Annotated in this window: 30 protein-coding genes; 23 read left to right on the forward strand and 7 right to left on the reverse strand. The window is 60.9% G+C overall.

Annotated elements, in window-relative coordinates; genetic code table 11:
• Positions 1 to 4 precede the first annotated feature (4 nt).
• The 9 genes from NP945_RS10550 (at position 5) to NP945_RS10590 (ending at position 9,030) form a co-directional block, all read left to right on the forward strand.
• Positions 5 to 154 carry a CcoQ/FixQ family Cbb3-type cytochrome c oxidase assembly chaperone gene (locus NP945_RS10550; RefSeq protein WP_027035450.1) on the forward strand — a complete coding sequence of 50 codons (150 nt, stop codon included), beginning with the start codon at positions 5 to 7 and terminating at the stop codon, positions 152 to 154.
• 2 nt (positions 155 to 156) lie between these two features.
• Positions 157 to 1,020, forward strand: a complete 864-nt coding sequence (gene ccoP / locus NP945_RS10555; RefSeq protein ID WP_256746296.1) for a cytochrome-c oxidase, cbb3-type subunit III — start codon at positions 157 to 159, stop codon at positions 1,018 to 1,020.
• 177 nt (positions 1,021 to 1,197) lie between these two features.
• Entirely contained in the window at positions 1,198 to 2,757 is a 1,560-nt protein-coding gene (ccoG, locus tag NP945_RS10560; protein ID WP_256746297.1) for a cytochrome c oxidase accessory protein CcoG, read from the forward strand.
• Entirely contained in the window at positions 2,754 to 3,251 is a 498-nt protein-coding gene (locus tag NP945_RS10565; protein WP_256746298.1) for a FixH family protein, read from the forward strand. The genes ccoG and NP945_RS10565 overlap by 4 nt, the downstream gene beginning before the upstream one ends.
• Positions 3,248 to 5,536, forward strand: a complete 2,289-nt coding sequence (locus NP945_RS10570) for a cation-translocating P-type ATPase (protein ID WP_256746299.1) — start codon at positions 3,248 to 3,250, stop codon at positions 5,534 to 5,536. The genes NP945_RS10565 and NP945_RS10570 overlap by 4 nt, the downstream gene beginning before the upstream one ends.
• Complete coding sequence (gene ccoS, locus NP945_RS10575; protein ID WP_256746300.1) at positions 5,533 to 5,703, forward strand: cbb3-type cytochrome oxidase assembly protein CcoS; 171 nt, start codon at positions 5,533 to 5,535, stop codon at positions 5,701 to 5,703. The genes NP945_RS10570 and ccoS overlap by 4 nt, the downstream gene beginning before the upstream one ends.
• Before the next feature lie 65 nt (positions 5,704 to 5,768).
• Positions 5,769 to 6,467, forward strand: a complete 699-nt coding sequence (locus tag NP945_RS10580; protein WP_256746301.1) for a CBS domain-containing protein — start codon at positions 5,769 to 5,771, stop codon at positions 6,465 to 6,467.
• 534 nt (positions 6,468 to 7,001) lie between these two features.
• Positions 7,002 to 8,108 carry a copper-containing nitrite reductase gene (gene nirK, locus NP945_RS10585; protein WP_256746302.1) on the forward strand — a complete coding sequence of 369 codons (1,107 nt, stop codon included), beginning with the start codon at positions 7,002 to 7,004 and terminating at the stop codon, positions 8,106 to 8,108.
• A gap of 52 nt (positions 8,109 to 8,160) precedes the next feature.
• On the forward strand, positions 8,161 to 9,030 hold the full coding sequence (locus NP945_RS10590) for an SUMF1/EgtB/PvdO family nonheme iron enzyme (RefSeq protein WP_256746303.1): 870 nt from the start codon (positions 8,161 to 8,163) through the stop codon (positions 9,028 to 9,030).
• Between the two features lie 66 nt (positions 9,031 to 9,096).
• On the opposite strand, the gene NP945_RS10595 is transcribed toward NP945_RS10590, so the two are convergent.
• Both NP945_RS10595 and NP945_RS10600 read right to left on the reverse strand, forming a co-directional pair.
• A complete protein-coding gene (locus NP945_RS10595) occupies positions 9,097 to 10,272 on the reverse strand; it encodes an NnrS family protein (RefSeq protein WP_256746304.1) in 1,176 nt (391 codons plus the stop codon).
• 102 nt (positions 10,273 to 10,374) lie between these two features.
• Positions 10,375 to 10,812, reverse strand: coding sequence for a pseudoazurin (locus NP945_RS10600; protein WP_256746305.1), 438 nt, complete (start codon positions 10,810 to 10,812; stop codon positions 10,375 to 10,377).
• Positions 10,813 to 10,963: 151 nt separating this feature from the next.
• On the opposite strand from NP945_RS10600, the gene NP945_RS10605 reads away from it, so the two are divergent.
• Positions 10,964 to 11,665 carry a Crp/Fnr family transcriptional regulator gene (locus NP945_RS10605; RefSeq protein ID WP_256746306.1) on the forward strand — a complete coding sequence of 234 codons (702 nt, stop codon included), beginning with the start codon at positions 10,964 to 10,966 and terminating at the stop codon, positions 11,663 to 11,665.
• 2 nt (positions 11,666 to 11,667) lie between these two features.
• On the opposite strand, the gene NP945_RS10610 is transcribed toward NP945_RS10605, so the two are convergent.
• Entirely contained in the window at positions 11,668 to 11,883 is a 216-nt protein-coding gene (locus tag NP945_RS10610) for a DUF1858 domain-containing protein (RefSeq protein ID WP_013525381.1), read from the reverse strand.
• Positions 11,884 to 12,031: 148 nt separating this feature from the next.
• Between NP945_RS10610 and NP945_RS10615 the strand changes: the two genes are divergently transcribed.
• Positions 12,032 to 12,730, forward strand: a complete 699-nt coding sequence (locus NP945_RS10615) for a CBS domain-containing protein (protein ID WP_256746307.1) — start codon at positions 12,032 to 12,034, stop codon at positions 12,728 to 12,730.
• Between the two features lie 58 nt (positions 12,731 to 12,788).
• On the opposite strand, the gene NP945_RS10620 is transcribed toward NP945_RS10615, so the two are convergent.
• Both NP945_RS10620 and NP945_RS10625 read right to left on the reverse strand, forming a co-directional pair.
• Complete coding sequence (locus NP945_RS10620; RefSeq protein ID WP_127398772.1) at positions 12,789 to 13,058, reverse strand: DUF6455 family protein; 270 nt, start codon at positions 13,056 to 13,058, stop codon at positions 12,789 to 12,791.
• A 159-nt stretch (positions 13,059 to 13,217) separates the two neighbouring features.
• Positions 13,218 to 14,030, reverse strand: a complete 813-nt coding sequence (locus NP945_RS10625) for a universal stress protein (RefSeq protein ID WP_256746308.1) — start codon at positions 14,028 to 14,030, stop codon at positions 13,218 to 13,220.
• A 231-nt stretch (positions 14,031 to 14,261) separates the two neighbouring features.
• Here NP945_RS10625 and NP945_RS10630 point away from each other — a divergent pair, with 231 nt between their 5' ends.
• The 9 genes from NP945_RS10630 to adh all read left to right on the forward strand — a co-directional run bounded on the left by NP945_RS10630 (position 14,262) and on the right by adh (position 22,901).
• The gene (locus NP945_RS10630) at positions 14,262 to 15,776 is read left to right on the forward strand and encodes a PAS domain-containing sensor histidine kinase (protein WP_256746467.1); all 1,515 of its coding nucleotides are present in this window, start codon (positions 14,262 to 14,264) and stop codon (positions 15,774 to 15,776) included.
• On the forward strand, positions 15,763 to 16,377 hold the full coding sequence (gene fixJ, locus NP945_RS10635) for a response regulator FixJ (protein ID WP_256746309.1): 615 nt from the start codon (positions 15,763 to 15,765) through the stop codon (positions 16,375 to 16,377). The genes NP945_RS10630 and fixJ overlap by 14 nt, the downstream gene beginning before the upstream one ends.
• A gap of 146 nt (positions 16,378 to 16,523) precedes the next feature.
• Positions 16,524 to 16,754, forward strand: coding sequence for a hypothetical protein (locus NP945_RS10645; RefSeq protein WP_256746475.1), 231 nt, complete (start codon positions 16,524 to 16,526; stop codon positions 16,752 to 16,754).
• Positions 16,755 to 16,770: 16 nt separating this feature from the next.
• Entirely contained in the window at positions 16,771 to 17,217 is a 447-nt protein-coding gene (locus NP945_RS10650; protein ID WP_256746310.1) for a pyridoxamine 5'-phosphate oxidase family protein, read from the forward strand.
• Between the two features lie 142 nt (positions 17,218 to 17,359).
• A complete protein-coding gene (gene trxC / locus NP945_RS10655; RefSeq protein ID WP_256746468.1) occupies positions 17,360 to 17,809 on the forward strand; it encodes a thioredoxin TrxC in 450 nt (149 codons plus the stop codon).
• A gap of 12 nt (positions 17,810 to 17,821) precedes the next feature.
• Entirely contained in the window at positions 17,822 to 19,075 is a 1,254-nt protein-coding gene (locus NP945_RS10660) for an MgtC/SapB family protein (protein ID WP_256746311.1), read from the forward strand.
• 393 nt (positions 19,076 to 19,468) lie between these two features.
• Entirely contained in the window at positions 19,469 to 20,116 is a 648-nt protein-coding gene (locus tag NP945_RS10665) for a helix-turn-helix domain-containing protein (protein WP_256746312.1), read from the forward strand.
• A 169-nt stretch (positions 20,117 to 20,285) separates the two neighbouring features.
• Positions 20,286 to 21,242: a helix-turn-helix domain-containing protein gene (locus NP945_RS10670; RefSeq protein WP_372337965.1), complete on the forward strand. Its 957-nt coding sequence runs from the start codon at positions 20,286 to 20,288 to the stop codon at positions 21,240 to 21,242.
• Between the two features lie 141 nt (positions 21,243 to 21,383).
• Complete coding sequence (gene adh, locus NP945_RS10675; protein WP_256746314.1) at positions 21,384 to 22,901, forward strand: aldehyde dehydrogenase; 1,518 nt, start codon at positions 21,384 to 21,386, stop codon at positions 22,899 to 22,901.
• 96 nt (positions 22,902 to 22,997) lie between these two features.
• On the opposite strand, the gene NP945_RS10680 is transcribed toward adh, so the two are convergent.
• Positions 22,998 to 23,225: a hypothetical protein gene (locus NP945_RS10680; RefSeq protein WP_256746315.1), complete on the reverse strand. Its 228-nt coding sequence runs from the start codon at positions 23,223 to 23,225 to the stop codon at positions 22,998 to 23,000.
• Between the two features lie 1,144 nt (positions 23,226 to 24,369).
• On the opposite strand from NP945_RS10680, the gene NP945_RS10685 reads away from it, so the two are divergent.
• Both NP945_RS10685 and NP945_RS10690 read left to right on the forward strand, forming a co-directional pair.
• Positions 24,370 to 24,777 (forward strand): pyridoxamine 5'-phosphate oxidase family protein, encoded by a 408-nt coding sequence (locus NP945_RS10685; protein WP_256746316.1) that lies wholly within the window; start codon positions 24,370 to 24,372, stop codon positions 24,775 to 24,777.
• A gap of 105 nt (positions 24,778 to 24,882) precedes the next feature.
• Complete coding sequence (locus NP945_RS10690; protein WP_256746317.1) at positions 24,883 to 25,176, forward strand: hypothetical protein; 294 nt, start codon at positions 24,883 to 24,885, stop codon at positions 25,174 to 25,176.
• A 44-nt stretch (positions 25,177 to 25,220) separates the two neighbouring features.
• Here the strand turns inward: NP945_RS10690 and NP945_RS10695 are convergent, their stop codons facing one another.
• Complete coding sequence (locus NP945_RS10695) at positions 25,221 to 25,403, reverse strand: hypothetical protein (protein WP_256746318.1); 183 nt, start codon at positions 25,401 to 25,403, stop codon at positions 25,221 to 25,223.
• A gap of 50 nt (positions 25,404 to 25,453) precedes the next feature.
• Between NP945_RS10695 and NP945_RS10700 the strand changes: the two genes are divergently transcribed.
• Complete coding sequence (locus NP945_RS10700) at positions 25,454 to 26,086, forward strand: hypothetical protein (RefSeq protein WP_256746319.1); 633 nt, start codon at positions 25,454 to 25,456, stop codon at positions 26,084 to 26,086.
• The last annotated feature ends 112 nt before the right edge of the window (positions 26,087 to 26,198 follow it).

The following is a 26,198-nucleotide window of genomic DNA, read 5'->3' on the forward strand; positions in this document are numbered from 1 at the left end:
ATTCATGGAATACAATTTGATGCGGGAGTTTGCTGACAGCTGGGGTCTGGTCGCCATGGCGCTCTTCTTTGTCGGCGCGGTTGCCTTCGCGCTGCGCCCTGGCAGCCGCAAGCTGGCCGACGAAGCTGCCCGGATTCCCCTTGAGGACGAGTGATCATGAGCGACGAGCACATCGACGAAATCTCTGGCGTCTCAACCACTGGCCATGAGTGGGACGGCATCCGGGAGCTGAACAATCCGCTTCCGCGCTGGTGGGTCATAACCTTCTACGTCACCATCGTCTGGGCGATCGGCTACATGATCGCCTATCCGGCATGGCCGCTGCTGCACTCCGCGACAACCGGTGTGCTCGGCTATTCGAGCCGCAAGGACGTCAAGAACGAGTTGGCGGCGGCAGAAGTGTCGAAGGGTAAGTATGTCGCGGCCGTAGAGTCGAAGACAGTCTCGGAGATCGCCGCGGACGATGCCTTGCGCGAATTCGCGGTCGCCGCTGGCGGCGCCGCGTTCAAGGTCAACTGCACGCAGTGCCACGGCTCTGGCGCCCAGGGGTCAGCTGGCTTTCCCAACCTCAATGACGACGACTGGCTATGGGGCGGCACGGCCGACCAGATCCAGCAGACGATCACGCATGGCATCCGCTTTGCGACTGATGCGGAAACGCGGCTGTCGGAAATGCCGGCTTTCGGCGACATCATCACCGCCGACCAGATTGCGCAGGTCAGCGCCTACGTCGCCAGCCTGTCAGGCAAGGTCCACGATGCAAGTCTGATCCAGCCGGGCGCCAAGGTCTTCGCCGACAACTGCGTTGCCTGTCATGGCGACAACGCAAAAGGCAACAAGGAGCTGGGCGGACCCGACCTGACCGACGCGATCTGGCTTTACGGCTCAGGCGAGACGGCGATCGCCGACCAGGTTCGAGCACCCAAGCAGGGCGTCATGCCAGCCTGGGGAGCGCGTCTTGGCGAAACCAAGGTCAAGGAACTGGCGGTCTACATCCATTCGCTTGGCGGTGGAGAATAGGAAGCGGGGACCTATTCTCAACCTTCACCTTCCAGGCGACGAGGCCCGGCCCTGCCGGGCCTCGACTCTTTTCCGGAGCGCGCAGATTGACCTGCATCAACGCGGGCAGGTCCACCCGGCGGCATTGTTGCCTGACGCAGTCAAATCACCGTCTGCGTGTAGAGCGGAGAAAAGTCGTTGCTGGACAAGACGCAGGTAGAACGGCTGGAAGCCGAGGCGGTCAATTCCGCCAAGATCCGTCAGCCCCTTTATGCTGCGCGCAAGAAGATCTTTCCAAAACGCGCCTCGGGCAATTTTCGACGCTTCAAATGGCTGGTGATGGCGATCACGCTTGGCATCTACTATCTGACGCCATGGCTGCGATGGGACCGTGGTCCGTTTGCGCCCGACCAGGCCGTGCTGCTCGATGTCGCCAATCGGCGATTCTACTTCTTCTTCATAGAAATATGGCCGCAGGAATTCTTTTACGTGGCTGGTCTCCTGGTCATGGCCGGCGTTGGACTTTTCCTGATCACCTCGACTGTCGGCCGTGCCTGGTGCGGCTATGCATGCCCTCAGACGGTGTGGGTCGATCTGTTCCTTGTCGTGGAGCGTGCGATAGAGGGCGACCGCAACGCCCGCATGAAGCTCGATGCAGGTCCCTGGACCGCGCGCAAGCTCATGCTGCGCGTGTCCAAGCACACCATCTGGCTGGTCATAGGCGCGGCGACTGGCGGCGCCTGGATCTTCTACTTTGCCGATGCACCGACACTGCTCGGCGAGCTCTTCACCGGCACTGCGGCGGCCGTCGCCTACATCACCGTCGCCGTCCTGACGGCGACCACCTACACGTTCGGCGGGCTGATGCGCGAGCAGGTCTGCACCTATATGTGCCCATGGCCACGCATCCAGGCGGCCATGCTCGACGAAAGTTCGCTCACCGTCACCTACAATGACTGGCGCGGCGAACCGCGTTCGCGTCATGCGAAGAAGGTGCAAGCTGCAGGGCAGTCCGTCGGCGACTGCGTTGACTGCAATGCCTGCGTCGCGGTCTGCCCGATGGGGATCGACATTCGCGATGGCCAGCAGCTCGAATGCATCACCTGCGCGCTCTGCATCGACGCCTGTGACGGCGTCATGGACAAGCTCGGCAAGGAGCGCGGGCTGATCTCCTACGCGACGCTCTCCGACTACAACACCAATATGATGCTGGCAACCGCGGGCGGCTCCAATTCAGTCAACCCGCCGCTGGTCAGGACCGCTGATGGCCTGTTCTCCGACAAGTTAGCGCATTTTCACCTCCGCAAGATCTTTCGGCCACGCACCTACGTCTACATGGGCATCTGGTCGCTGATCGGCCTGGGCCTGCTCTATTCGCTGCTGACGCGCGATCGGCTCGAACTGAACGTATTGCATGATCGCAATCCTCAGTTCGTCACGCTGTCCGACGGCTCCATCCGCAATGGCTATACCGTCAAGCTGCTCAACATGATCCCCGAGCCGCGGACGCTCGTCGTCACCATGCAGGGCCTTGAAGGCGCCGAGATGGTCGTCGTCGGCGACGACATCCCGGCAGGCCGCTCTTTCGCCATTCCGGTGGAACCCGACCGCCTGAAAATGCTGAAGGTCTTCGTGCGCCAGCCGGCGGACCAGATCCGCGCGCCGGCGCAGACTTTCAAGTTCCGCGTCGAGGACAGAGCCAGCTTCGAGTCGAACGAGTACACCGCCACCTTCAACGCGCCGGAGGCCCCCAGATGACTGCCAATGTACAAAAGCCTCGTGAATTTACCGGCAGGCACATGCTGGCCATCATCCTCGCCTTTTTCGGCGTGGTCATCGCGGTCAATCTGACCATGGCGACGCTCGCCAGCACAAGCTGGACTGGCCTTGTCGTCGAAAACACCTATGTGGCGAGCCAGCAATTCAACAAGAAGGCCACGGAAGGACGGGCACAGGCAGCCCTTGGCTGGACCGGCAAGCTGACCATCGCATGGGGTGAAGTCCGCTACAGCCTCACCGATGCCGCTGGCAAGCCGGTTCCCCTGCACGGCGTCAAAATGCTGTTTCGTCATCCGGCTTACGAGAAAGAGGACGAGTCTGTCACGCTCGCGCTCGGCTCCGGCCAGGAATTCGCCGCGCAGCATATGCCCAAGGACGGCGTCTGGATCGTCGAGATCGACGCCGACGCCGGCCTGGATAAACCGTATCGCGACGTCCGCCGGATCATGATCTCCCATGGAGCGCTACAATGAGCTGTTGTGCACCGGGCGCCGAAATGGCGCTGGACCTGGGCAGCGCGGCATCGGTGCTGCCATCCAGCCAGGAAATCAGGCTCGCGAGCCGCTCGCTTGGCGACGATCTTCGTCAGACCGATCTTTCAGTGCCGATGGTTCATTGCGCAGCCTGCATCCGCACGATCGAGACGGCGCTGGCGAAACTCGATAATGTCGAAGGCGCGCGTGTCAACCTGTCGACGAAGCGGGTCGCGATCCGATGGCGTGGAGACAAGGTGCCGCCTTTCGTCGCTTCACTAGGACGACTGGGCTACGAGGCGCATCTGTTCGCCGCCGAGATCGATAAAAATGACAAGACGCTTGCCGAGCTGATCCGCGCCGTTGCTGTCGCGGGCTTTGCCGCAGGCAACATCATGCTGCTTTCGGTCTCGGTCTGGTCCGGCGCCGAAGGGGCTACCCGCGACCTGTTTCACTGGGTCTCGGCGCTGATTGCCATCCCGGCGCTCGCCTTCGCCGGCGGCATCTTCTTCCGCTCGGCCTGGAATGCACTGCGCCATGGCCGCATGAACATGGACGTGCCAATCGCGGTTGGGGTGTCGCTCGCTTACGCGATGAGCCTCTACGAGACGATCAACCATGGCGATCACGCCTATTTCGACGCGTCGGTATCACTGCTGTTCTTCCTTTTGATCGGCCGCACGCTGGATCACGTGATGCGCGAACGTGCCCGCACCGCGGTGAAAGGCCTGTCGCAGCTCGCCGCGCGTGGCGCCATGGTGCTGCGCGGCGACGGCGCGCGCGACTATCTGCCGGTTGGCGAGATCGAACCAGGCATGCAGCTGCTGATCGCGGCCGGTGAAAGGATCCCCGTGGATGGCAAGATCATCCACGGAGCGTCTGATCTCGACTGCTCGCTGGCCTCAGGCGAAAGCACGCCGAAGAACGTGGCGCCGGGCGCAGCCGTGCAGGCCGGCGTGCTCAATCTCACCGGCCCGCTGACGATCGAGGCGACCGCAGCCGCAAAGGATTCGTTCCTCGCCGAAATGGTTCGACTGATGGAAGCCGCCGAGGGCGGTCGCGCGCACTATCGCCGCATCGCTGACCGAGTTTCAGCGCTTTACGCCCCGGTGGTTCATCTCACCGCCTTCGTGACATTCCTGGGCTGGGTAGCGGCGACCGGCGACTGGCACCGGGCGATGACGATCGCCATCGCTGTTCTCATCATCACGTGCCCCTGCGCGCTTGGCCTCGCCGTGCCGATCGTGCAGGTGGTCGCCGCACGGCGCCTGTTCGAGAACGGCATCATGGTCAAGGATGGCTCGGCCATGGAGCGCCTGGCGACAATCGACACGGCGGTGTTCGACAAGACCGGCACGCTCACGCTTGGCCAGCCGCGGCTCGTCAACGCGTCGTCGATCTATCCCGCCATGCTGGAAATCGCAGCCGGCCTGGCCGCGCATTCGCGCCATCCATATTCAAAGGCCATTTCCGGCTTTGCCGCCAGCAGCAGCCAGAACAAATTCGATAAAGTCACCGAGCATCCAGGATTCGGGATCGAAGCTACCGCCGCTGGAAGCATCTGGCGGCTGGGCCGACGCGGATGGGCTGGCTGGAAGGCCCGAACTGGCGGTGAAGGCAAACATGGCTACGGCGGAACAGTCCTGACGGAAAACGGGATGATTGTCGCATCTTTCGTTTTCGAGGATGCGGTGCGCGTCGGCGCCAGAACAGCCATCGACCAGCTGCAGAATGCTGGTCTGTGCGTGGAAATGCTGTCGGGCGACACCGCCAAAGCCTGCTCGGAGGTTGCGGACGTTCTGGGTGTCGATGACTTCGTTCCCTGCCTGCTGCCGTCCGGCAAGGTCGAACGCATCGAGAGTCTGGCGAGAGACGGGCACAAGGTTCTGATGGTTGGCGACGGGCTCAACGACACGCCGGCGCTGAGCGCTGCGCATGTCTCGATCGCGCCCGCCACAGCCGCCGACATTGGCCGCAATGCAGCCGACTTCGTTTTTCTGCGCGAAAGCCTCCTGGCGGTCCCACTGGCGCTGGACGTCTCGCGCCAGGCAGGACGCTTGATCCGGCAGAACATCGTCATCGCGATCGTCTACAATGCGGTCGCGGTACCGATCGCCATCCTCGGACATGTCACGCCTTTGATAGCGGCGATCGCCATGTCCGCCTCGTCACTGCTTGTCATTGGCAATGCGCTGCGGCTGCGCTCGTCAGAGCCAATTTCACCGGCCAGGAATATTCGCCGCGAAAGACTATCCAACGCCAACGAACTGGTCGGATCGTCATGACCACTCTCACCTACCTCATACCCGTCGCGCTTTTCCTTGGCGCACTCGGCCTGTCCGGCTTCCTGTGGGCGTTGAGAAGCGGCCAGTACGAGGATCTCGACGGCGCGGCGGAGCGCATTCTCATCGAACGCGACGACGGCGCGGAGAATGCCCGTCGTTCCAAGTGACTCAGATCAAGGTGCCGTGTGTCGCGATGTCCTATCATCGTCTGACAAAAAATCAGGAGGTGAGCATGCAAGCCGAAGCCATAATGACGAAGCCGGTCATCACGACGGATGCGAGCGCGACGATTGCCGAAGCCGTCGAGCTCATGCTCTCAAACAAAATAAGCTGCCTCCCGGTAACGGGCAGCGACGGTGCCCTTGTTGGCATTGTAAGCAAAAGCGACTTCTTGCGCCGAGAGGAACTGGGGACGCAGCGGACGCGTCCTCGCTGGCTGGAGTTTGACCTTGGCCCTGGCACAATCGCCGATGGCTATGCGCGATCGAACGGACGGATTGTCCATCAGGTAATGGTTACAAACGTCATTTCGGCGCCTCCAGGCGCCTCGATTGCTGATATTGTAAACTTGATGATGCAACACCGCATCAACAATGTGCCGATTGTCGATCGGGACAGGGTCGTCGGCATCATCACGCGAACTGATTTGCTACGCGTCCTGATCCGCACCATGTCGAAACAGGGCACCACGCCACCCGATGACGATTTGATCCGCAAGGCTGTACTTGCCGGGCTGAAGGGACAATCGTGGAGCGATGGTGATTTGATTGATGTGAGGGTCAGCGACGGCGTTGTCGAACTGACAGGGGCGATTGTCGACGAGCGTCAACGGAAGGCAGCGATCGTTGCGGCGGAGAACGTTGCCGGACTTGGGCAAGTCAAGGACAGCCTCTTCCTTACAAAATCGCTCTCGGTCATGATGGTTTCGTAGCTGCGAAAAAGCGGGGGCCGCAAAGCAGAGTCCATTGGGTTCTCCTTTCCTCCCACATCTTCGACATGAGGCCGTTGGCAACTTTCCTTCGGCATATTGCGCTCGTCATGCTTGGCGTGCCATCCGCGCCGAATGCGCCCTCTGTGATAACGTCCTGCCTGTCTCAAAACAGCTGATCTGACAGATCTCTCCTCGTTGGACCCCCGACCGTTTTTGGTGCGCATGGCCTGGGTTGCTTTGTCTGAGCCCTGAAAGAGTGACCGGCACGAAGATCGCGACGGGGCCGCCGCGCGAATTGCGATCGATTTGAAAACAAAAGCGGCCGCTGATCTTCAGAAATCCGCCGGGGACTTCGCAGCGTTGCAGAAAACTCGGATACGAAACTGCTGCATCTCAAATATCGCGCGATCGCCGCATTCCGAGGGCTGTTGTTTCTGCGATTAACGTCTATCAATTTGCGCCAGCGCAAAGAAACGCTGCGTCAGGTCAGATAGCTTCTACTCATCTGCAACGGTCGAGAGACAGGAGATTGACATGATCACGCGACGCGAAGCCCTCTTTGGAGCAGCACTTGGCGCTGCCGCCGTTGCGGCACTGCCCGCATTGTCGGCCGCGGTTACAGAGGCAGAGATTAGCGAGCTGCCTCGCGAGAAGATCACGCTCGTGGCACCGCCTTTCGTGCATCCGCATGACCAGATCGCCAAGGGCGGTCCGAAGATCGTCGAATTCACGATGATGATCGAGGAAAAGTCTGTCGTCATCGATGTCAATGGCACAAAGCTCAATGCAATGACCTACAATGGATCGATCCCCGGCCCGCTGATGGTCGTGCATCAGGACGACTACCTCGAACTGACGCTCATCAATCCCGATACCAATTCGCTTGCCCACAATATCGACTTTCACGCCGCGACCGGCGCCTTGGGTGGCGGCGAGCTCACGCTGATCAATCCTGGTGAACAGGTGACCCTGCGCTTCAAGGCGACGCGGACCGGAACGTTTGTCTATCACTGCGCTCCTGGCGGCGCGATGATCCCCTGGCATGTCGTCTCCGGCATGAATGGCGCCATCATGGTGCTGCCGCGTGACGGCTTGAGGAACGACAAGGGCGAACCGGTCAAGTACGACAGGATCTTCTACATCGGCGAGAGCGACTTCTACATTCCGCGCGACGAGAAGGGCAACTTCAAGGGCTACGAATCCGCCGGCGACGGCTACGATGACGTCGTCAAGGTAATGCGTGGACTGATCCCGACCCATGTGGTGTTCAATGGCAAGGCTGGATCCCTGACCGGCGACAACGCCATGAAGTCCAAGGTCGGTGAAACCGTGCTTATCGTCCATTCGCAGGCCAATCGCGATACGCGGCCGCATCTGATCGGCGGTCATGGCGACTATGTCTGGGAACAGGGCAAATTCTCCAACCCGCCGGCCAAGGACCTGGAAACCTGGTTCATCCGAGGCGGCTCGGCGGGCTCGGCGCTCTATACGTTCCTGCAGCCAGGTGTCTACGCCTACGTCAATCACAATCTGATTGAGGCTGTGGAACTCGGAGCGACCGCTCACTTCATGGTCGAAGGCGAGTGGGATGACGACCTGATGACGCAGGTCGAGGCGCCCAAACCCATAGCCACCAACTGACGGCACTCCAATTTGCCCGGATAGCGACGCTGTCCGGGCATGGACAAAAGCCATGTCTCCTTTCATCCTGAAGGTTCTGCCGGTCGCCCTGGCCGCTGCTGCTGTTCCGGTAGGGCTCTCGCTACAGGCGGTCTTCGGGGATCGACAACCCCACCCCGTCGCTATGACGGTGGTCTTGCTTTCCGGTTCGATCACCTATCCGACCCCAGGCGAGTTCCTGAAAGAGGGACGCCCGCAAGGCAATCCCCGCCTCGAGCGGCAACTCGACAGACCTCTCGAAATCATGGCCTACCAGGTCGGCGCAGCCGACTACGCGGACTGCGTGTCGGCTGGTGGCTGTCAGCCAGCTCAGGAGACGCGCGCGATTCCGAGCAACGCTCCCGTCACCGGAGTAAGCTATCTTGATGCGAATGACTACGCCCGGTGGTATTCGGAAGTGACCGGCGACCAATGGCGGCTGCCGTCCGACGAAGAGTGGGCCTTTGCCGCTGCGGAGCGGTTCGCAGGGGAATTCGAGGGTGTCGAAAACGACGCCAGCAACCCCGCCAGACGTTGGCTCACCAGCTACAAGGCCGAGGTGGACCTCAATCGCAAACCGGACCCGATGCCGAGGAGCCGTGGCTCGTTTGGTATCAATTCCCTGGGCCTCGCCGACTTTTCCGGCAACGTCTGGGAGTGGACTTCGACCTGCTATGTCCGCACCACGTTGGCTGCAGATGGAGGCGGTGTTGCGAGTTCGGTCGACAATTGTGGCGTCCACGTCCTTGAAGGGCTTCACAGAGCCTACATGTCGAACTTCGTCAGCGACGGGAAAAGCGGAGGCTGTGCCGTTGGCACTCCTCCCGACAATCTGGGATTCAGATTGGTCCGGGACCATTCGGGATGGGCAAGCCGGATTCTTGGCTGGCTTGGCATCGCCTGATAAGCAGGGATAGCGGGGCCACGTCTTCTCGATCGTCGCGAGTTCACCCGCCGCCCTTCCCTCGCCTCACCGTGCCTTGGGTGTCGTCAACGCGGTTCCGTGGATCAGGACGAAGCCGGCGAATGCCACCACCCATGCGGCGCCGGCCATATCGATCACCGCGGCTGAGGGGACGAAGGCGGCCAGGATTCTCAACGATCCCGCGAGCAGGACGGCCACGAAGATAAAGGAGGTGCCTCTTCCAGCCTTGAGTTCTCGTCCGGTGTGCCCGAGCGTTGCGCGGGTCATCACGGCAAGCGTCATAGCACCGACCGCACCCGTTCCGAGCGCGTGGAGCCCTGCAGCGGCCGGCACGGCGGCAGGAAGGAGGATCGAAGCCGAGACAAGGGCAAGGCCGACCGGCACGAAGGCATATGCAAGGTGGAGGATGAGCACGAGCGGATCCCGCGATGTGCGTTTGCCAGCCCAGCGCGACAGACGCCAAGCCTGGCAGATTGCGGCGACGGCCATAAGCATTCCCGAGGCGCGGTTGTCGGGGGCGAACGTCCATGCTCCCAGCGCGAGAGCTGAGATGGCTATCGATGCGATGTCGAAACGGTCAAACGGCGCAGGCAGCTTGCCAGGATTTTCCCGGGCGAGCCAGTTGCGTGTGAAGCTCGGAATGATACGCCCACCGATCAGCGAGATGAGTACGATCGCCGCAGCCATACCGAGCCTGCGGCTGATGTCGGATGTGCCTTGAAGGTGGGCCTCGAAATGGAACATGCCGTTGGCGCCCGCCAGGACGGCAAGCGGCAGCAGCACCTTGAGATTGCGCCAGTTGCGTCCCGCGACGATTTCACGTGCCGCCGCGGCAGCGACCGCAAGCAGAAAGGAGACATCGATCACGGCGGCTGCTTCCCAGCCGATATCCGCCGAGACGAAGACCGCGGCACGGCCGGCAAGCCACAGGACCACCAGCGCCAGCAGCGGCAGGCCTTGCACGGGCAGCCGGCCGGTCCAGTTCGGGATGGCGGTCAGCAGGAACCCGGTAACGATCGCCGGCAGATAGCCGAACAGCATCTCGTGAATGTGCCAGTCGACGGCAACGAACGCACTGTGGGCATCGAGTTCGCCGGCATACATCGGCAGCCAAAGCAGAATGGAGAGCGCGGCATACAGCGACCCGAGGAAGAAGAAGGGCCTGAATCCGTAGGAAAGGAATGCGGGTCCTGTGTAGGCTCGTAGGCGTGGAATCCCCATGATCTGCGTCTCCAAAATGAACAGGGCCGGATGAACCGCCGCCCTCGGTCCGTCCGGCCCTCGCCTGCCCTTCATGCGGCAGATGGCTGTATCGATTGCCGGTCAGTTGGCCGGGATTTGGCTGAACAGGTCGGCGAACACCGTCTTTGCCTTCCCCGCATGTTTGACCGTCTTGGCTGCGTCGAGGTTGACCGGCTTGCCGACAACGATCAGGGCGACCATGCCCATACCGTAGTGAGGCGCACATTTGACGCCATACACCCCCTCCTCGGTCAGTGTGACGGTGATCTCCTCGTTGGGCTTTCCCTTGAAGGCTTCGGCGCCGTCCGGAAGCATGCCCTTGATCGACTCCGCGTCATGGCTCTTGTCGGTCGGCACGAACTTGACGGTGTCGCCAGGAGCTGCATTGACGAAGGCCGGCTGGAAAACCATGGCGCCCTTTTCGCCCTTGTTGAGCATCTGCACCACATGCTCTTCGGCGCTTGCGCCGCCGGCGAGCGCCAGGAGGGAGATTGCGGCAGCGAGGATGGAGAGTTTCATCGATTTGTCCTTTGTTTCGTCTTCGCGGCATCGCGCCGTTCCATGCCATTTAGCCCGATGCGGCTGGGATCAATTTGCGCTGGCGCAAACTCAGGATAAGAAAGGTCTTCCGCACGACTGATGCGGAACCGTAGGGCCGTGAGGAATCCGCTTGGCTGCGCTGGACCGATCGCTGATTTCGCGACTGCCCCTCTTCCAGGGTCTGACGCCCGACGAGCAGAGCGAGATCCTGCGAGACGCGCGGTCGTCTCGCTATGCCAAGGAGACTGCGATCTTCGAGCAGGAAGCCGAGGCTCATTCCTTCTTCGTGCTGATCGCCGGGCACATCCGTGTGGGTCGCACCACGCCGGACGGACAACAGGTCATCGCAAGATACATCAGCGAAGGCGAGATATTTGGCGTCGCCGCGGCACTTGGCCGGACGACCTATCCCGCCAGCGCAATCGCAGCGGTGGACTGCGTGGTGCTGGCCTGGCCAAACGCTCTGTGGCCGGACCTGGCGGGACGCTTCCCTGTGTTTGGGGCGGCCACCTACAGGACGGTTGGAAGCAGGCTGCAGGAGACGCAGACGAGGGTTGTGGAGATGTCCACCGAGCAGGTGGAGCAGCGGGTTGCGCATGCGCTGCTGCGACTGGCAAACCAGACCGGCCGAAAGACCGACAGCGGCATCGAAATCGATTTCCCGATTTCCAGGCAGGACATTGCCGAGATGACGGGAACGACGCTGCACACCGTCAGCCGGCTGCTGAGCCGGTGGGAAGACGATGGAATAATTGTCAGCGGACGCCAGAAAGTCACGGTCAAGGATGCGCATCGCCTTGTGGTTCTGGCCGAGAACCGGGACAAGCGCTGATCTCATTCTCTGCGGCGGACAGTCGCTTCCAAGTCGGCGATGAAACGGCTTTCATCGACGTGGTGCTCAAGGCACGCTTCAGCCACTGTATGGAATGTGCCGATCGGGCAGCCGACGCAGAGCATCTTATATCTCAGCACCACAGCCACCGTTGCCGGCCATTTCCTCATGATTTCGTCAACGACCATGTCGGGGTCGATCGAACTGGGTTGCTTCACGATGAAGTCTCCGCGATTTGCGAAGCCTCTTCATAAATCGCGTTCAGACCGCTCTCGTTGCGCTTTCGCAATCTGAAAATGATTCAGATCAAGACACGGCGTGCGCGATCTCGATAAGCAACGGGATAAAGTATCTGAGGAGGTTGGCATGCAAGCCAAAGCCATAATGACCACACCGGTCGTTGCAATACATCCGTCTGCGTCGATCGTCGAAGCGGCCGGATTGATGCTCTCCAGCAAGATCAGCGGGCTTCCCGTCATTCGCAGCGACGGCGCGCTGGTGGGCATTATCAGCGAGGGTGATTTCCTACGCCGCGCAGAGTTGGGCACTCAGCGCAAGCGCCCACGCTGGCTGGAGTTTCTTGTCAGCCCGGGAAGAGTTGCCGAAGAATATGTCCTGGCCAACGGACGGCGGGTCGAGGACGTGATGACCGACAGCGTTGTCACTGCATCCCCCAATGCATCGCTTGCCGAGGTCGTCGAGTTGATGACGCATCACTGCATCAAACGCATCCCGATCGTCGACGGCGACAAAGTTGTCGGAATGATTGCCCGCTCCGATCTTCTTCGTGCGCTGCTTCACACGCAGCCAGCCTCGACCCCAACGGCCATTGACGACGAACGGATACGCCGGAGCATCGTCGCGGAGCTTGCAGCGCAGAAGTGGGCTGGAAATGATCTGATCAATGTCAGTGTCGACAAAGGGATCGTAAAACTGAGCGGCGCCATCTTCGACGAACGCGAGCGCCGGGCAGCCATCGTCGCGGCCGAAAACGTCGCCGGCGTCAAAGGCGTTGAGGACAATCTATTTTGCGCCGAGCCGTTGTCCGTCATCCTGGTCTCGTAGCCAAGGGCTACCCCCCACCATTTTCCCAAGGCGAACTGCGTGCGTAGCCGCTCGACGACTAACGCTGGCCGGCCGCATGCTGCAGCCGTGCGATCAGGTCGCGGTTGCGGCAATAATCTGGCGGAGCATCGGTTTGCTCGTGTTGATCGAGCCAAGTCGAGCATTCGTCCTGATGGCCGCAGGATCGGCAGCGGTTGACCGCCCGATCGGTGACGGCTGCATGGTCCGCCACCACTTTCAACTGCCTGTCGACACCAAGCTTGCGCATCATGCGACCCATCAACGCGGCCCTGGCGTCGACTGAAATCAGATAATCGAGAAAGCTCATCTTGGTCACTCCTGCCTTTTGAGAATCATAGCCATGCAGGCGGCCAACGACTTGATCTCGGTCAACAGACGGAGCCGTTGCCAGGCCAAGGCGGCGAAGGGGGTAGATTGAAGTTCCTGAACCCACCGCCGCGCACTCGGCTGCTGGGACGTCGACCCATCAATACGACATGAAGCGGTTGATGCCGCTTTCCTCAATCAGCGAGCGCGTGACCCCGCCGAACGCCCATTCCCGCAGACGGCTGTGCCCATAGGCACCCGAGACGATCAGGTCCGCATGGATCGACCGCGCAAATATCAGCAACTGATCGCCGTCAGCCTCGCCGGCAATCAGTTCGGTTCGTGCCATGATGCCGTGATGTTCCAGAAAAACCGCGATATCGGCGAGACTGTCGCGGATGCTCTCGTCGCGGTCCGTATCGATTGTGGCAACGACGACTTCGTTGGCCTTGGCCACAAGGGGCAACGCATCTGCTATCGCCCGCCGTGCTTCCCTCGTGTCTTTCCAGGCAACCAGCACGGTTTTCGCCATGACATGTTCGACATTGCTCGCGGCGACCAGGACCGGCCGGCCAATACCAAGTACCAGGCTGCCGACGTCCATTGCACGAAAGACATTTTCCCCTTTCTCGCTGCCGGTGACAATAAGATCGGCGGATCGAGCCGAAATGCTCAGGAAGCGGGCTGGACTGCAAACAGCTTGCCCCCATTCGCTAAAGATCGAAGCAGGAACCAGCCTCTCGAATTCGGCTCGCAGTTCGGCAAGCCGCTTTTCGATTTCCGTGCGCTGGATCTGCATGATCTCGCCTTCGTAGACCATACCGTCGCCAGTCGCGACCAATGGTGGGACATCTGCAGCCGCCAGACCGATGAGACGGGCGCCAAACCGTTCCGCGAGCTCGATCCCCACCTTCACTATGGGCATGGGGGAAGCATCTACCGCGAGGTTCACGATAATCGACTTGTAGGACATTGCAGGCGCCTTTCGCTGGAACCGTCGAATGTGTGATGAATTGCATTCGACAGCTCACGAGGCCTTGATGCACGTCAAGGAACCCGCCAATTGCATCCGGAGGCGAAAACGTCGGCCTCGATCCGTTTTGCGTGTACGGAGAGAAGTGATAGTTAGCCTCTCTTGTAGGCGTATCGAATCCAGGGATCTCAGGTGAGCCAAGACGAAGCGCCTATTTTGTCGGCCGGCGGGATGACGCTTAAGACAGTCTTGTCGCAAATGTTCGAACAGGCTCCGAGCTTCATGGCTCTCATGAGTGAGCCAAATCATGTCTTCGAACTGACCAATACTGCCTACCAACGGCTTATCGGCGACAGGCAAGTGATTGGAAAGTCGGTGCGCGACGCCCTTCCCGAACTCGAAGGCCAAGGCTTCTACGAACTACTGGACCAGGTCTATGAAACGGGTGAACTGTACAGGGGACGGGCCGTGAAAGTCGCGCTTCGCAAGGGCGACGAACCTGCCGAAGAGCGCATTCTCGATTTCGTCTATCAGCCCATCAAGGCCGATGACGGCCGCATCACAGCTATCTTTGTCGAAGGCACCGACGTCAGCGAGCTTTCCTTCGCAAACGCCGCTCTTCAATTGCGCGAAGATCATTTGCGGTCGATCCTGGCGACTGTGCCGGATGCAATGGTCGTCATCGACGAACAAGGCCGGATCCAATCCTTCAGCACCGCTGCCGAAACGCTGTTCGGCTACCAGTCAGGCGAAGTCATCGGTCAAAACGTGAAAATGCTGATGCCCTCGCCCTACCGCGACGAGCATGACGCCTATCTGCTTCGCTACCTGACGACGGGAGAGCGCCGGATCATCGGGCTCGGCCGCACCGTGACCGGGGCACGCAAGGATGGCACGACTTTCCCGATGGAACTTTCCGTTGGCGAGATGCATCCGGGGACCGGACGTTTCTTTACCGGCTTCTGCCGCGACTTGACCGAGCGCCACCGGGCAGAAGCAAGAATCCAGGAGCAGCAGCAGGAGCTGCTGCACATGGCGCGGTTCACCGCACTCGGCGAGATGGCCTCAACGCTTGCTCATGAAATCAACCAGCCGCTCACCGCCATCACGAACTACCTCAAAGGCAGTCGTCGACTGCTTGAGAAGAGCCGGGACGAGAATGCGCCCATGCTTCGGGATGCCGTGGAAAAGGCAGCTGAGCAGGCCTTGCGGGCAGGCGACGTCATCCGTCACCTGAGGGATTTTGTAGCCAGGGGCGAAAGCGAGCGCCAGGTCGAACGACTGCCAATGCTGATCGAGGAAGCCGCATCCCTAGCCTTGGTTGGTGCGAGAGAGATAAATCTCCTCGTCAGCTACAAGCTTGACCCAGTCGCCGAACTGGTCTTGACCGACCGCATCCAGATTCAGCAGGTTTTGCTCAACCTGATGCGCAATGCGGTGGAGGCTATGCAGGACTCGCCGCGCCGCGAATTGAAAGTCACAACAATTGCCCGGGATGATGGGATGGCCGAGGTAAGCGTGATCGATACCGGCCCGGGTGTCGCGCCGGAAGTCTCGGCTCAACTCTTCCAGCCGTTTGTAACCACCAAGAAGCAAGGCATGGGTGTCGGTCTCTCCATTTGCCGCACCATCGTGGAATCGCACGGTGGTCACATATGGGCCGAGGCGATGCCGACTGGCGGGACCGCCTTCCGATTCACCTTGCGCATTGTGGAGAAGGAAGAGGTCACAAATGGCCGGCAGTGATCTGGTGCACGTGGTTGACGACGACATGGACGTGCGCAAGTCGCTCGGTTTTCTTCTGGCGACTGCAGATTTTGCAGTACGCCTGCACGAATCGGCCACAGCTTTTCTCTCGACGGCAAAGGGCGACCTCGACGGCTGCATCGTCACCGACGTGCGCATGCCGGGCATAGACGGCATCGAGTTCCTGCGCCAACTGAGATCCGGCGGGCATACAATTCCAGTTATTGTCATGACGGGCCATGCCGATGTGGCGCTCGCCGTTCAGGCAATGAAGGAAGGCGCTTCCGATTTCATTGAAAAGCCGTTCGATGACGAGATGCTGATCGACGCGATCCGCTCCGCGTTGGCCAACCGCAACCAGGCGAATGCAACGCATCCGCAATCCGCTGAAATCCACGGGCGCCTGGCCACACTTTCGGAGCGGGAGCGGCAGGTTCTGGATGGGCTCGTGTCAGGTCTGCCGAACAAGACGATCGCCTATGACCTGGGTATCAGTCCGCGCACCGTCGAGATTCATCGTGCCAATGTGATGAGCAAGATGGCCGCGGGCAGCCTGTCGCATCTCGTGCGCATGGCGTTGATCGTGGAATCCAAACCCTAGCAAGCGTCCCCGAGAGACTTGCCGTCGTCTGTCGGCACTGTCTTCGACAGCCAATGCCGCCAATGGGTCGGGCGGATATCGACGCGCACGCCAGTCCCTGCATGCTTCCAACCCTGCCGGCCTTTTATACAGGGAAATACGAGCGCATGTTCGCCGTCCTCGTCGAAGACGGCGAGTTCGAGTTCGCGACCAAACGGAGCGCTGAGGATCGGCTTCCACATCTCCCCATGATTGGGGGAAGCGGCGAGCAGCGCCTTGATTTAAATCATTTTCCGAAATTGCCGCTTATGCCGCAGCGGGCGAGCGGCAAGCCTGCCTTGATCGCGATCAATGACATCCCCGGCGGCTGGGCCAACAGTCTGTGGGACGATCAATAGACTCAGGAGATCACACATGCTGATCCGCACATTATCCGCTCTGGAATGCACGAAATTGCTGACCGCCAACCGTGTCGGTCATCTGGCATGCGCGAAGGATGGGCAGCCCTACGTGGTGCCGGTGCACTATGCGCACGCCGACAATCATCTCTACGCGTTTTCCATGCCCGGCAAGAAGATCGACTGGATGCGTGCCAATCCGCTGGTGTCCGTCCAGGTCGACGAACACGGTGAAGGACGGGGATGGAGAAGTGTGGTTGTCGATGGGCGGTTTGAGGAACTGCCGGACCGGATCGGCCACAAGCTCGAGCGCGACCATGCATGGTCGGTGTTGAGCAAGCATTCTGATTGGTGGGAGCCCGGTGCCCTCAAGCCAGTGGTACCTCTGGTTGCGGAAAGCACACCGCACGTGTTCTTCCGGATCCTGATCGCGCAGGTGTCAGGTCGGAAGGCAAGCGAGTGAACTCTTCCACTCGCTCGTTTCGCAAAGCACGGACCTCCAGCAGGCTCAGCTGTCCTAACCGTGTTGCCTGTCGCGCCAAGATTGGAGGTGCGAGGCACTTGGCAAGGGAGGTCCCCGCGCAGATAAGATGTTATCAATGGCCATGGCGCGGGAAAACCTGGTGGTTTGCAGTACGTGCGGCGGGGTTAACCGACTGCCGCCGAGGCGCAATGCCGGAGGCGCGAAATGCGGAAAGTGCGGGAAACGGCTGTTCTCAGGTCACCCTGAAGACGTCAACGGTCGGGTTTTCGATCACCAGATCACGCGTAGCAGCATCCCCGTTGTCGTCGATATCTGGGCACCATGGTGCGGCCCGTGCAAGATGATGGCGCCGGCATATGAGGCGGCAGCGAACGAACTGGAGCCGGATGTTCGCCTGATCAAGCTCAATTCCGACAATGAGCAGGCCGTTTCAGCCAGGCTCGGCATCCGCAGTATCCCAACCATGATCCTCTTCTATGGTGGACGTGAGGTCGCGCGCACATCCGGCGCCATGACGGCGGGGCAGATCATCAGATGGGTTCGCGACCACCTGCCGATGGCCACGGCCTGAAAGTAGCAAACAATGGATTCGCTGATCGCACGGCTCGGACTTGCACTGGCAATAGGCCTGCTCGTCGGATTGGAGCGCGGCTGGCGGGAGCGCGATGCGCCAGATCGCAGCCGGACGGCCGGAATTCGAACTTTCGGCATATCCGGCCTGCTCGGTGGCATTCTCGCGACACTGGCCGAGGCGCTCGGCGCGGTTTCCGTGCTGTTAGGTGGATTCGTCGCCTTCGCCGCAATCTTTGCCTGGTACAAGGCGCGTGAGGCTGCCCATGACAAGGATTTCAGCGTTACGGGAGTCATAGCGGCCCTTGGCGTGTTCGCACTCGGCGCGCTTGCGGTCGCTGGTGACTTCCGGGCCGCTTCTGCCGGAGGAGCAGCATTGGCCGCGGTCCTTGCCAGTCGCGAAATCCTGCACGGCCTCTTGAAGAGCCTGACCTGGATCGAGCTTCGTTCGGCGCTGATCCTGGCGGTGATGACCGCGATCGTTTTACCCCTGCTGCCAAACCGGACGCTGGACCCATGGGGTGGCTTCAACCCGTGGGAGGTCTGGTTCCTCACGGTGCTGATGGCGTCGATATCGTTCGCTGGCTATGTCGCCATTCGCGTACTTGGGACCACGCGTGGGCTGCTCGTCAGCTCGCTCACCGGCGCCATCGTCTCTTCAACCGCCGTAACCGTGGCGCTCGCCCGCAACGCCGCGCCGGCAAGCAATCCATCGCCGCTTGCAGGCGCAGCTTCGCTGGCGGCGATGGTTTCGATGCTGCGCGTCTGCGCCGTGGTTCTGATCATCGAGCCGGGCGTGTTCGTTTCGGTCGGCATTCCGGCAATCGCCGCAGCACTCTCCTTTGCTGTTTTCGGAGCATTGCTCATGGCCCGGGATAACGGAGACCGCGAGGGCGGGGCGATCGCGCGCAATCCATTCGAACTAGGCCCGTTGCTGCTCTTCGCCGTGCTCTTTGCGATTGTCGCGACCTCGAGCGCCGCGTTGGCTGCTCAATTCGGCGAACGCGGCTTGCTCGCGAGCTCGGCGCTCGCAGGCGCATTCGATGTCGATGTCTCGGTGCTCAGTGCTTTGCGCCTGGTCAAGCATTCGGTCCCTGTCGAGACAGTGGGCCAGGCGGTGCTCGCGGCGCTGGCAGCAAACGCGGTCGGCCGCCTGTCGCTGGCAGTATTTGCCGGCCCGGTCAGGTTCTGGTTGCCGCTGGCCGGCGCAACCCTGATCGCCGCGACCGCCGGTGCTTGCGCGATGCTGCTGCTGCCGAGCCTCTGAGACAAGCCAGACCCTCGTGCCTTCTTCGATGCCAATCAAAGGCCAAGTCCTGCCGGCGCTTTATGACACTCCATCAAAGGAGTTCGCCTGGCAGATCTGAAGGATATTACCCCGAAATTCCGCAATATCCGGCTGTTGCTTGCTCGCGAGAAAGACCACCCGGAAGGTAACCGCAAAGAGGGCTATGACGCGCCCGCTCCATTGACCGGCGACGGCCGAATCGACGCAGACAAGTGGAAAGCAAAGGGCGTAACCGGGCGTGCACCTTCGCGATCAACGCTCCAGTGCCACCTGGGGCGGGCATCTAGGTAGTTTCCCGTAGGGACATAACCGAATTTCGCGACCCGCGGATTCGCGCGATTGCTGTGTCACGGATCAACCGGGAAAACAGCCATGCACGCCTACACCGCCTCCAGAATTTCGCTGCCGTCACGGTCTGCCCAGCCCAACCTGCCGGAGGCTTTCGGGCCCGCACTGCTGCAACCACTCAGCTTCTATCCCGCAGGCGCGGAAATCTACGCCCAGGGCGAGAAGGCCGGAGCCTTCTACCAGATGGAGTTCGGTGCCGTCCGCGTCTACCGCCTGCTTGCTGACGGCCGCCGGCAGATCAGTGCCTTTCACCTCGCCGGAGAGACATTCGGCTTCGAAGCCGACACGGCGCACCATTTCTTTGCTGAAGCGATCAATTCCACCGGTGTCCGCGTCTTCCGCCTCACAGCTGGAGCGGACATGTCCCATCAGTTGCTACCCCTGGCGCTCAAGGGGTTGACCAGAGCGCAGGAACACCTGCTGGTCCTCGGTCGCCAGAGCGCCATCGAACGCGTCGCCGCGTTCCTGGTCGACCTGGCGGAGCGCCAGGGCGGGTTGCGGCAGGTCGAACTTCCGATGTCGCGCATGGACATCGGCGATTATCTCGGCCTCACCATCGAGACGGTATCGCGGATCTTCACGCGGCTGAAGGACAAGGGCGTCATCCGCCTGCTCAGCCTGCGCAGTATCGAAATCGTCAGGCATGATGCGCTTCATGCGATGAGCGAATGAGCTGCGCTCCGACTCCTGGATGGTACTAGCACTTCAGACCAATTGACAGCGGGGCACCAAGAGCAAGATAGCAGCGCGGAGGACATCTATTTTTGCCGCTGGAAGACTGAGGAAACAGCGGGCAAGTCTATCGGCGTTCAGGCTTCGGGAGGAAGGCATGGACCGGCACATGGCCACATTGCATGCGGACCGTGTTCACGCATCGATCGCATCGGATGCCGCTGCAAAATCGGCGCTGGTCGCTTCGTGGCGGCGCTCGGCCTCGTTGCACAGGCTTGATCCTGCAGGCCAGAAATCACCCCGGCGGTTGACGGACATCGAATTCAGCGTCGCCCGACAGAAGGTCGAGCCTCTGCTCGCTGCCGCCCAGTCCAGTCTCGACAGGCTCTATCTTGCCGTCGGCGGTGTCGGCTGCTGCGTGTTGCTGGCTGATCGCGATGGTGTCCCCGTCGATCGCCGTGGCGCACCGGTCGACGACGAGACCTTTCATTCCTGGGGCCTGTGGACCGGCTCGGTCTGGAGCGAACACAGCGAGGGCACCAACGGCATCGGAACGTGCCTGGTAGAGCAACGCGCACTCACCATCCACCGTGACCAGCACTTCTTCACCCGCAACACGCTGCTCAGTTGCACCACGGCACCAGTCTACGATCATTTGGGCAACCTCGTCGCCGCGCTCGACGTGTCGTCTTGCCGGGCCGATCTGACGGATGGCTTCGTCAATCTCATCGCCATGGCTGTCAATGAAGCCGCCCGACGCATCGAAGCCGACAATTTCCGCATGGCGTTTCCGAAAGCGCGCATCCTGCTGGCACCCGTCGCCGATAGGAGTACAGGCGCGCTGGTGGCGGTCGATGCCGACGACCTTGTGGTCGGGGCGACCCGCGCAGCGCGGCTGGCGCTTGGCATCACGCAGGATTGCCTGGCCAAGCCATTGCCCGCCGCCGACCTCCTGGGCGACGCGCCGGCGGCATCGGAAGACTTGACGGAAGCCGAGCGTTCCGCCGTCCAGCGCGCACTTGCCCGGTCAGAAGGCAACGTTTCCGCTGCCGCGCAGAACCTCGGCATCTCTCGCGCCACGCTGCATCGCAAGCTCGCCCGGTTCGGTATCCGCCGCCCACATTGATGTTCGCGCCCCGACCTGTCGCAGTTTTGCGACAGGTCGGCCTGGTCCGGCGCCCGGACGGGGCTGACATTGCGGTATCCATCCTGCAACGCTTTCAACCGGAACGTCCGCATCCCGCGGCGTCGCTTTCGGGAGGAAGACATGAACAAAGTAGAATTTTCGCGCGCGGTCAAGGTCCCCTTTGCCAAGCGCTATGGCAACTTCATCGGCGGCAAATGGGCCGAGCCTCGCGCCGGCCGGTACTTTGACAATCATTCGCCGGTGAACGGCCAGTTGTTGTGCGAAGTCGCTCGTTCCGACGCGGCCGATATCGAAGCTGCGCTCGATGCCGCGCATGCCGCCAAGGACGCCTGGGGCCGCACCAGCGTAGCCGAGCGTGCGCTGATCCTCAACCGCATCGCCGATCGCATGGAGGACAATCTGGACCTCCTCGCCCTCGCCGAGACTTGGGACAATGGCAAGCCGATCCGCGAAACGACCGCCGCCGACGTGCCGCTGGCCGTTGATCATTTCCGCTATTTCGCCGGCGCACTGCGCAGCCAGGAGGGCAGCCTCTCCCAGATCGACGACGACACCGTTGCCTATCACTTTCACGAGCCTCTCGGCGTGGTTGGCCAGATCATTCCCTGGAACTTCCCGCTGCTGATGGCGTGCTGGAAGCTGGCGCCCGCGATTGCCGCCGGCAACTGCGTCGTGCTGAAGCCGGCCGAGCAGACGCCCGCCTCGATCCTTCTCTGGGCCGATCTGATCGGCGATCTTCTGCCGCCAGGGGTCCTGAACATCGTCAACGGCTTCGGCCTTGAAGCTGGCAAGCCGCTGGCCTCCTCGCCGCGCATCGCCAAGATTGCCTTCACCGGTGAGACGAGCACCGGCCGGCTGATCATGCAATATGCCGGCCAGAACCTCATCCCGGTAACGCTCGAACTCGGCGGCAAGTCGCCCAACATCTTCTTCCAGGATGTGCTCGCGGAAGACGACGACTTCTTCGACAAGGCGGTCGAGGGCTTCGTCATGTTCGCCTTCAACCAGGGTGAAGTCTGCACCTGCCCAAGCCGTGCTCTGATCCACGAGTCGATCTACGACCGCTTCATGGAGACGGCGCTGAGGCGCGTGCAGGCGATCGTGCAGGGTGACCCGCTCGATCCGGCCACCATGCTCGGCGCGCAGGCGTCCTCGGAGCAGCTCGAAAAGATCTTGAGCTATTTCGACATCGGCCGCCAGGAAGGCGCCCAGGTGCTGACCGGCGGCGGCCGCGCCGAACTTCCGGGCGACCTTGCCGGCGGCTATTACGTCCAGCCGACCGTGTTCAAGGGCCACAACAAGATGCGCGTCTTCCAGGAGGAAATCTTTGGACCGGTGGTCTCCGTCACCACCTTCAAGGATGACGAAGAGGCGCTGTCGATCGCTAACGACACCCTCTACGGCCTCGGCGCCGGTATCTGGAGCCGTGATGCAAATCGGTGCTACCGCTTCGGTCGCGCCATCCAGGCGGGCCGCGTCTGGACCAACTGCTACCACGCCTATCCGGCGCACGCCGCGTTCGGCGGTTACAAGCAGTCCGGCATTGGCCGCGAGACCCACAAGATGATGCTCGACCACTATCAGCAGACCAAGAATATGCTGGTCAGCTACAGCCCGAAGAAACTCGGCTTCTTCTGATCGCTCCGGCGGCGCCGTCACAGCAGCGAGGTCAGGTTCGACCTCGCTGCTGTGCCGATCATCTTTAGCGTTGTGCCGGGCGGTCGCAGGTCTAGTCTAGGTGTTGGCCTGACTCTCAAGGCTTCTGGTGCGCAAGGGCGGCAAAGTCTGATGCATCTGAAGCGGCTTGTCGCAGTTGCCGGATACGCAGTGCTGTATCTCGGTTCCGCGACTGCGGCACATGGCCAGCCGGCTGACAGTCTTTGCGCCCAAGGGGTGAAGCCCACGCAGGAACAGCATTTCGAAGAAGCTGCCGGATTGCTGAAGCGCGTCCTCGCTCTTCAAGTCCGCAAATTCCGACGCACTGGGTCAGCTAGGTTTCGCGGAACTGGGTCTCAATGACCTGCCCGCGGCCTGAAGCGCTTTCGCAAGGACTGTCCATAGCGCCCGCATACACGGACGCAACGTTTGGATTGGCCCAGGTCGAGTTCAGAACCGGCAACCCTGAACGCAGCACTCGCTATCATCGCGCCGCTTGCCTCCGCACAGCCCGGCAATAAGGAAGTCGCCTCGCTACTCAAATCCGTTCGCGGGGCAAAGCAGGCCGAAGCCAAGGCGACCGTCGTTGGCGCAGCATGACGAGGCCCTCATCGAGCTTTGGAACGGGACCGTGGGTCCGAACGACGACGTCTGGCAGCTTCGCCTTGGCGTCCGTCCAGACGGCGACAGTTTCGTTGTGGCCAAGGTCGACGGTCAGCCTCTGCAACCCCGCTCCCTCACACATGAGGGGGTCCGCGTTCTCGGCAAGACCTGCCTGCCCCGCATCCGATTCCACGACCTTCGGCACACCCACGCGACACAAATGCTTTCGGCCGGCGCTCATCCGAAGATTGCTAGCTAGCGCCTGGGGCATTCGAACATCGGGGTAATGTTGGACCTCTATCGCATGTCATGCCAGGAATGCAGGCAGATGCAGCGGAGCAAGTTGACGTCGCGTTGCAGGCAGCTATAAGCAGCGAGCGAAAAGGCAAATAGTTGCAAAGTGCGTTGCAAACGACAATCCGTCGCCCGCAACAAATAGAAAAAAGCACAATGTATTCAACTGTTTGGAGGAATGGCCGAGCGGCTTAAGGCAGCCGGTCTTGAAATTCGCTCGTTGGCGTCCCTGCCCTTCCCTTTCAATCCTGCCAAATCCTTGTCTGTCATGGTGTTGAGCTGTTTGCTAGTGCCTATCATGCTACGCTGTCCCGGCTGGTACCGTGGCGTTGCGTTGCAAAAATCGTAGCAACTCGTTCATCCGTTGTTCGTGGCGATTACCAGCGGGAATATCCGCCTCTGATCGTGCAACAGATCTGGCGAAGTTCTGCCCGCTAATCCCGCTTCGCTCCACCGCAATGACAAGCCCGCCACCGAGGCGGCGGCGTCCAGCTAGAACGGATTGGGTGCCAGTGGTAAAGTCGCGGCATCCGCGCGCGGGGAGGACACGTCAATGCACGAGGACGGGCGACGGCAACTTGTTCGGGATTTTCTGGCTAGGCATAAACTCGGGGCTATCAGCACCGTGCATCCGGACGGGTCTCCAGAGGCAGCCGTCATACAGGTGACGTTGGGCGACGACCTCAACATTGTGTTCGACAGCTTTCCCGGAAGTCGGAAGCTGGCAAATATTAAACGAGACAGTCGGATCGCCATGGTGATCGGCTGGGACGAAAACGTGACGGTTCAAATTGAAGGCCTGGCCCGACCTGCCAAGGCTAACGAATTGCAGCGGTTGAGAGATGTTCACGTTGCCAACTGTCCGCTTGAAGCGGAGTTTCTAAAGCAAGGGGCGCAACTCTTTACGATTTTGCCCCAATGGATTCGCTATTCCGATTTCAGGCGAGCCGATGGTTGTTGAGCTGTCCGGCCACTTGCTTGCGAAATAGAGGGGCCGCCGCCGGGGCTGCCTTTGCAACAAAGGCCGTCGATCCGCGTTGAGGCTCGTCTCAGTGGAGCTTCGAGAATGGACCAGGCAACCGCAGCAGTATTGCTTTTGCTCTCTTGCAGCCCAGGCGAGGCTGCCGTCTGCAAGCCCATTGATGCCGCGCCGACCACATATGCGTCGCTTGACGTGTGTCGGGCATCTCTGAAAGAGAGGCTCGCAGGTGCGCCAAACGGGGAAATCGTTGGACGATGCCATCCCGTCGACGAAACTGTCACCGGTTCACTGCCCGCCGGGTACACCACCGTTGTTGTCACGCGCGGCGTTGGGAGCAACGCCATCAGCAATAGCTACATCGTTCAACACAAAGAATAGAGGCCCGCGACGTGAGGCAGCGGGCCAATTGATGGGCGTCGGACCTATTGAATGCAAGAGCCCGGCGGATAGTGCTTCGGGTCATAGCTCGACGGCGAGACGAGGATGAAATCGACGTCGGCGCGGATAGGCATCATGCCGAAGATGTTGCGGTAGGCGTGGTGGAACGGCACGACTATCATGCCGTTGTTCGGCTCTATCGCCGCGGAGAGTTTGGGCGCGGTCATAGCCCGCTCCTGCAATGATCACCGGTGCGGCACAAACGGGGGAACTGTTGATGAAGGCTCTTGTCCTTTGTGCGCTACCATTGTTGGTAATGTCCTTGCCAGCCGCTGCCTACGATGATCCGGCTGTTGCGGTATGCGAATTTTCGTGGGCAAAAGGTGAGGACCTTGCCCAAGCCGGAATCCGGCGAGTTGGCGCCGTCATCGCGGGCGACACGGTCACGCTGAGCTATGAGCAATCGGTGCTGAACACCAAACCACAGACCAGCGACCAAATTTGCCATTTTGACGCTGATATACGCGGCGAACTCTCTTTGAGATTTGATCGCTCTGCAAGGGTCGATGAGTGCTCTGAGATCACCGACCGCGTGAAGGCAGCAATATTGCAGTTTGGGAGTAAATCGGCTGAGGCACGAGCTTTCGTGACGCCTCTAACTGACTGTCAGCCCATCTTGAAGGCGGCCTATGACCTGGAGATGGACCGCCTGAAGACCATTTCACTGCCGCTCTTGATGATGGGGATTTACCCCATCAAACCGGAAAACACAGAACTGAACGTGCCGGTTGATCGAGCGAAATTCCAAGCCGACTGCAACGCGAAACAGGCTGATCAAGACAAAGGCGTGATCGGAGACGAACTGACGATCCATCTGCGGGCATGCAAAGATGCCGGCTATCTCCACTGAAAGCGGCCCCGACCTGACATATCCCACACCACGGCCGGGCCGCGCGCTGCGAAGCTTGCGTTTGCTCCCGACTGGCGCGATGCTGCCCATGGGGAAAGCAATGGGAGGGGCA

The sequence above is a fragment of the Mesorhizobium sp. LMG17149 genome, from assembly GCF_024518695.1.
Classification (GTDB): Bacteria; Pseudomonadota; Alphaproteobacteria; order Rhizobiales; family Rhizobiaceae; genus Mesorhizobium.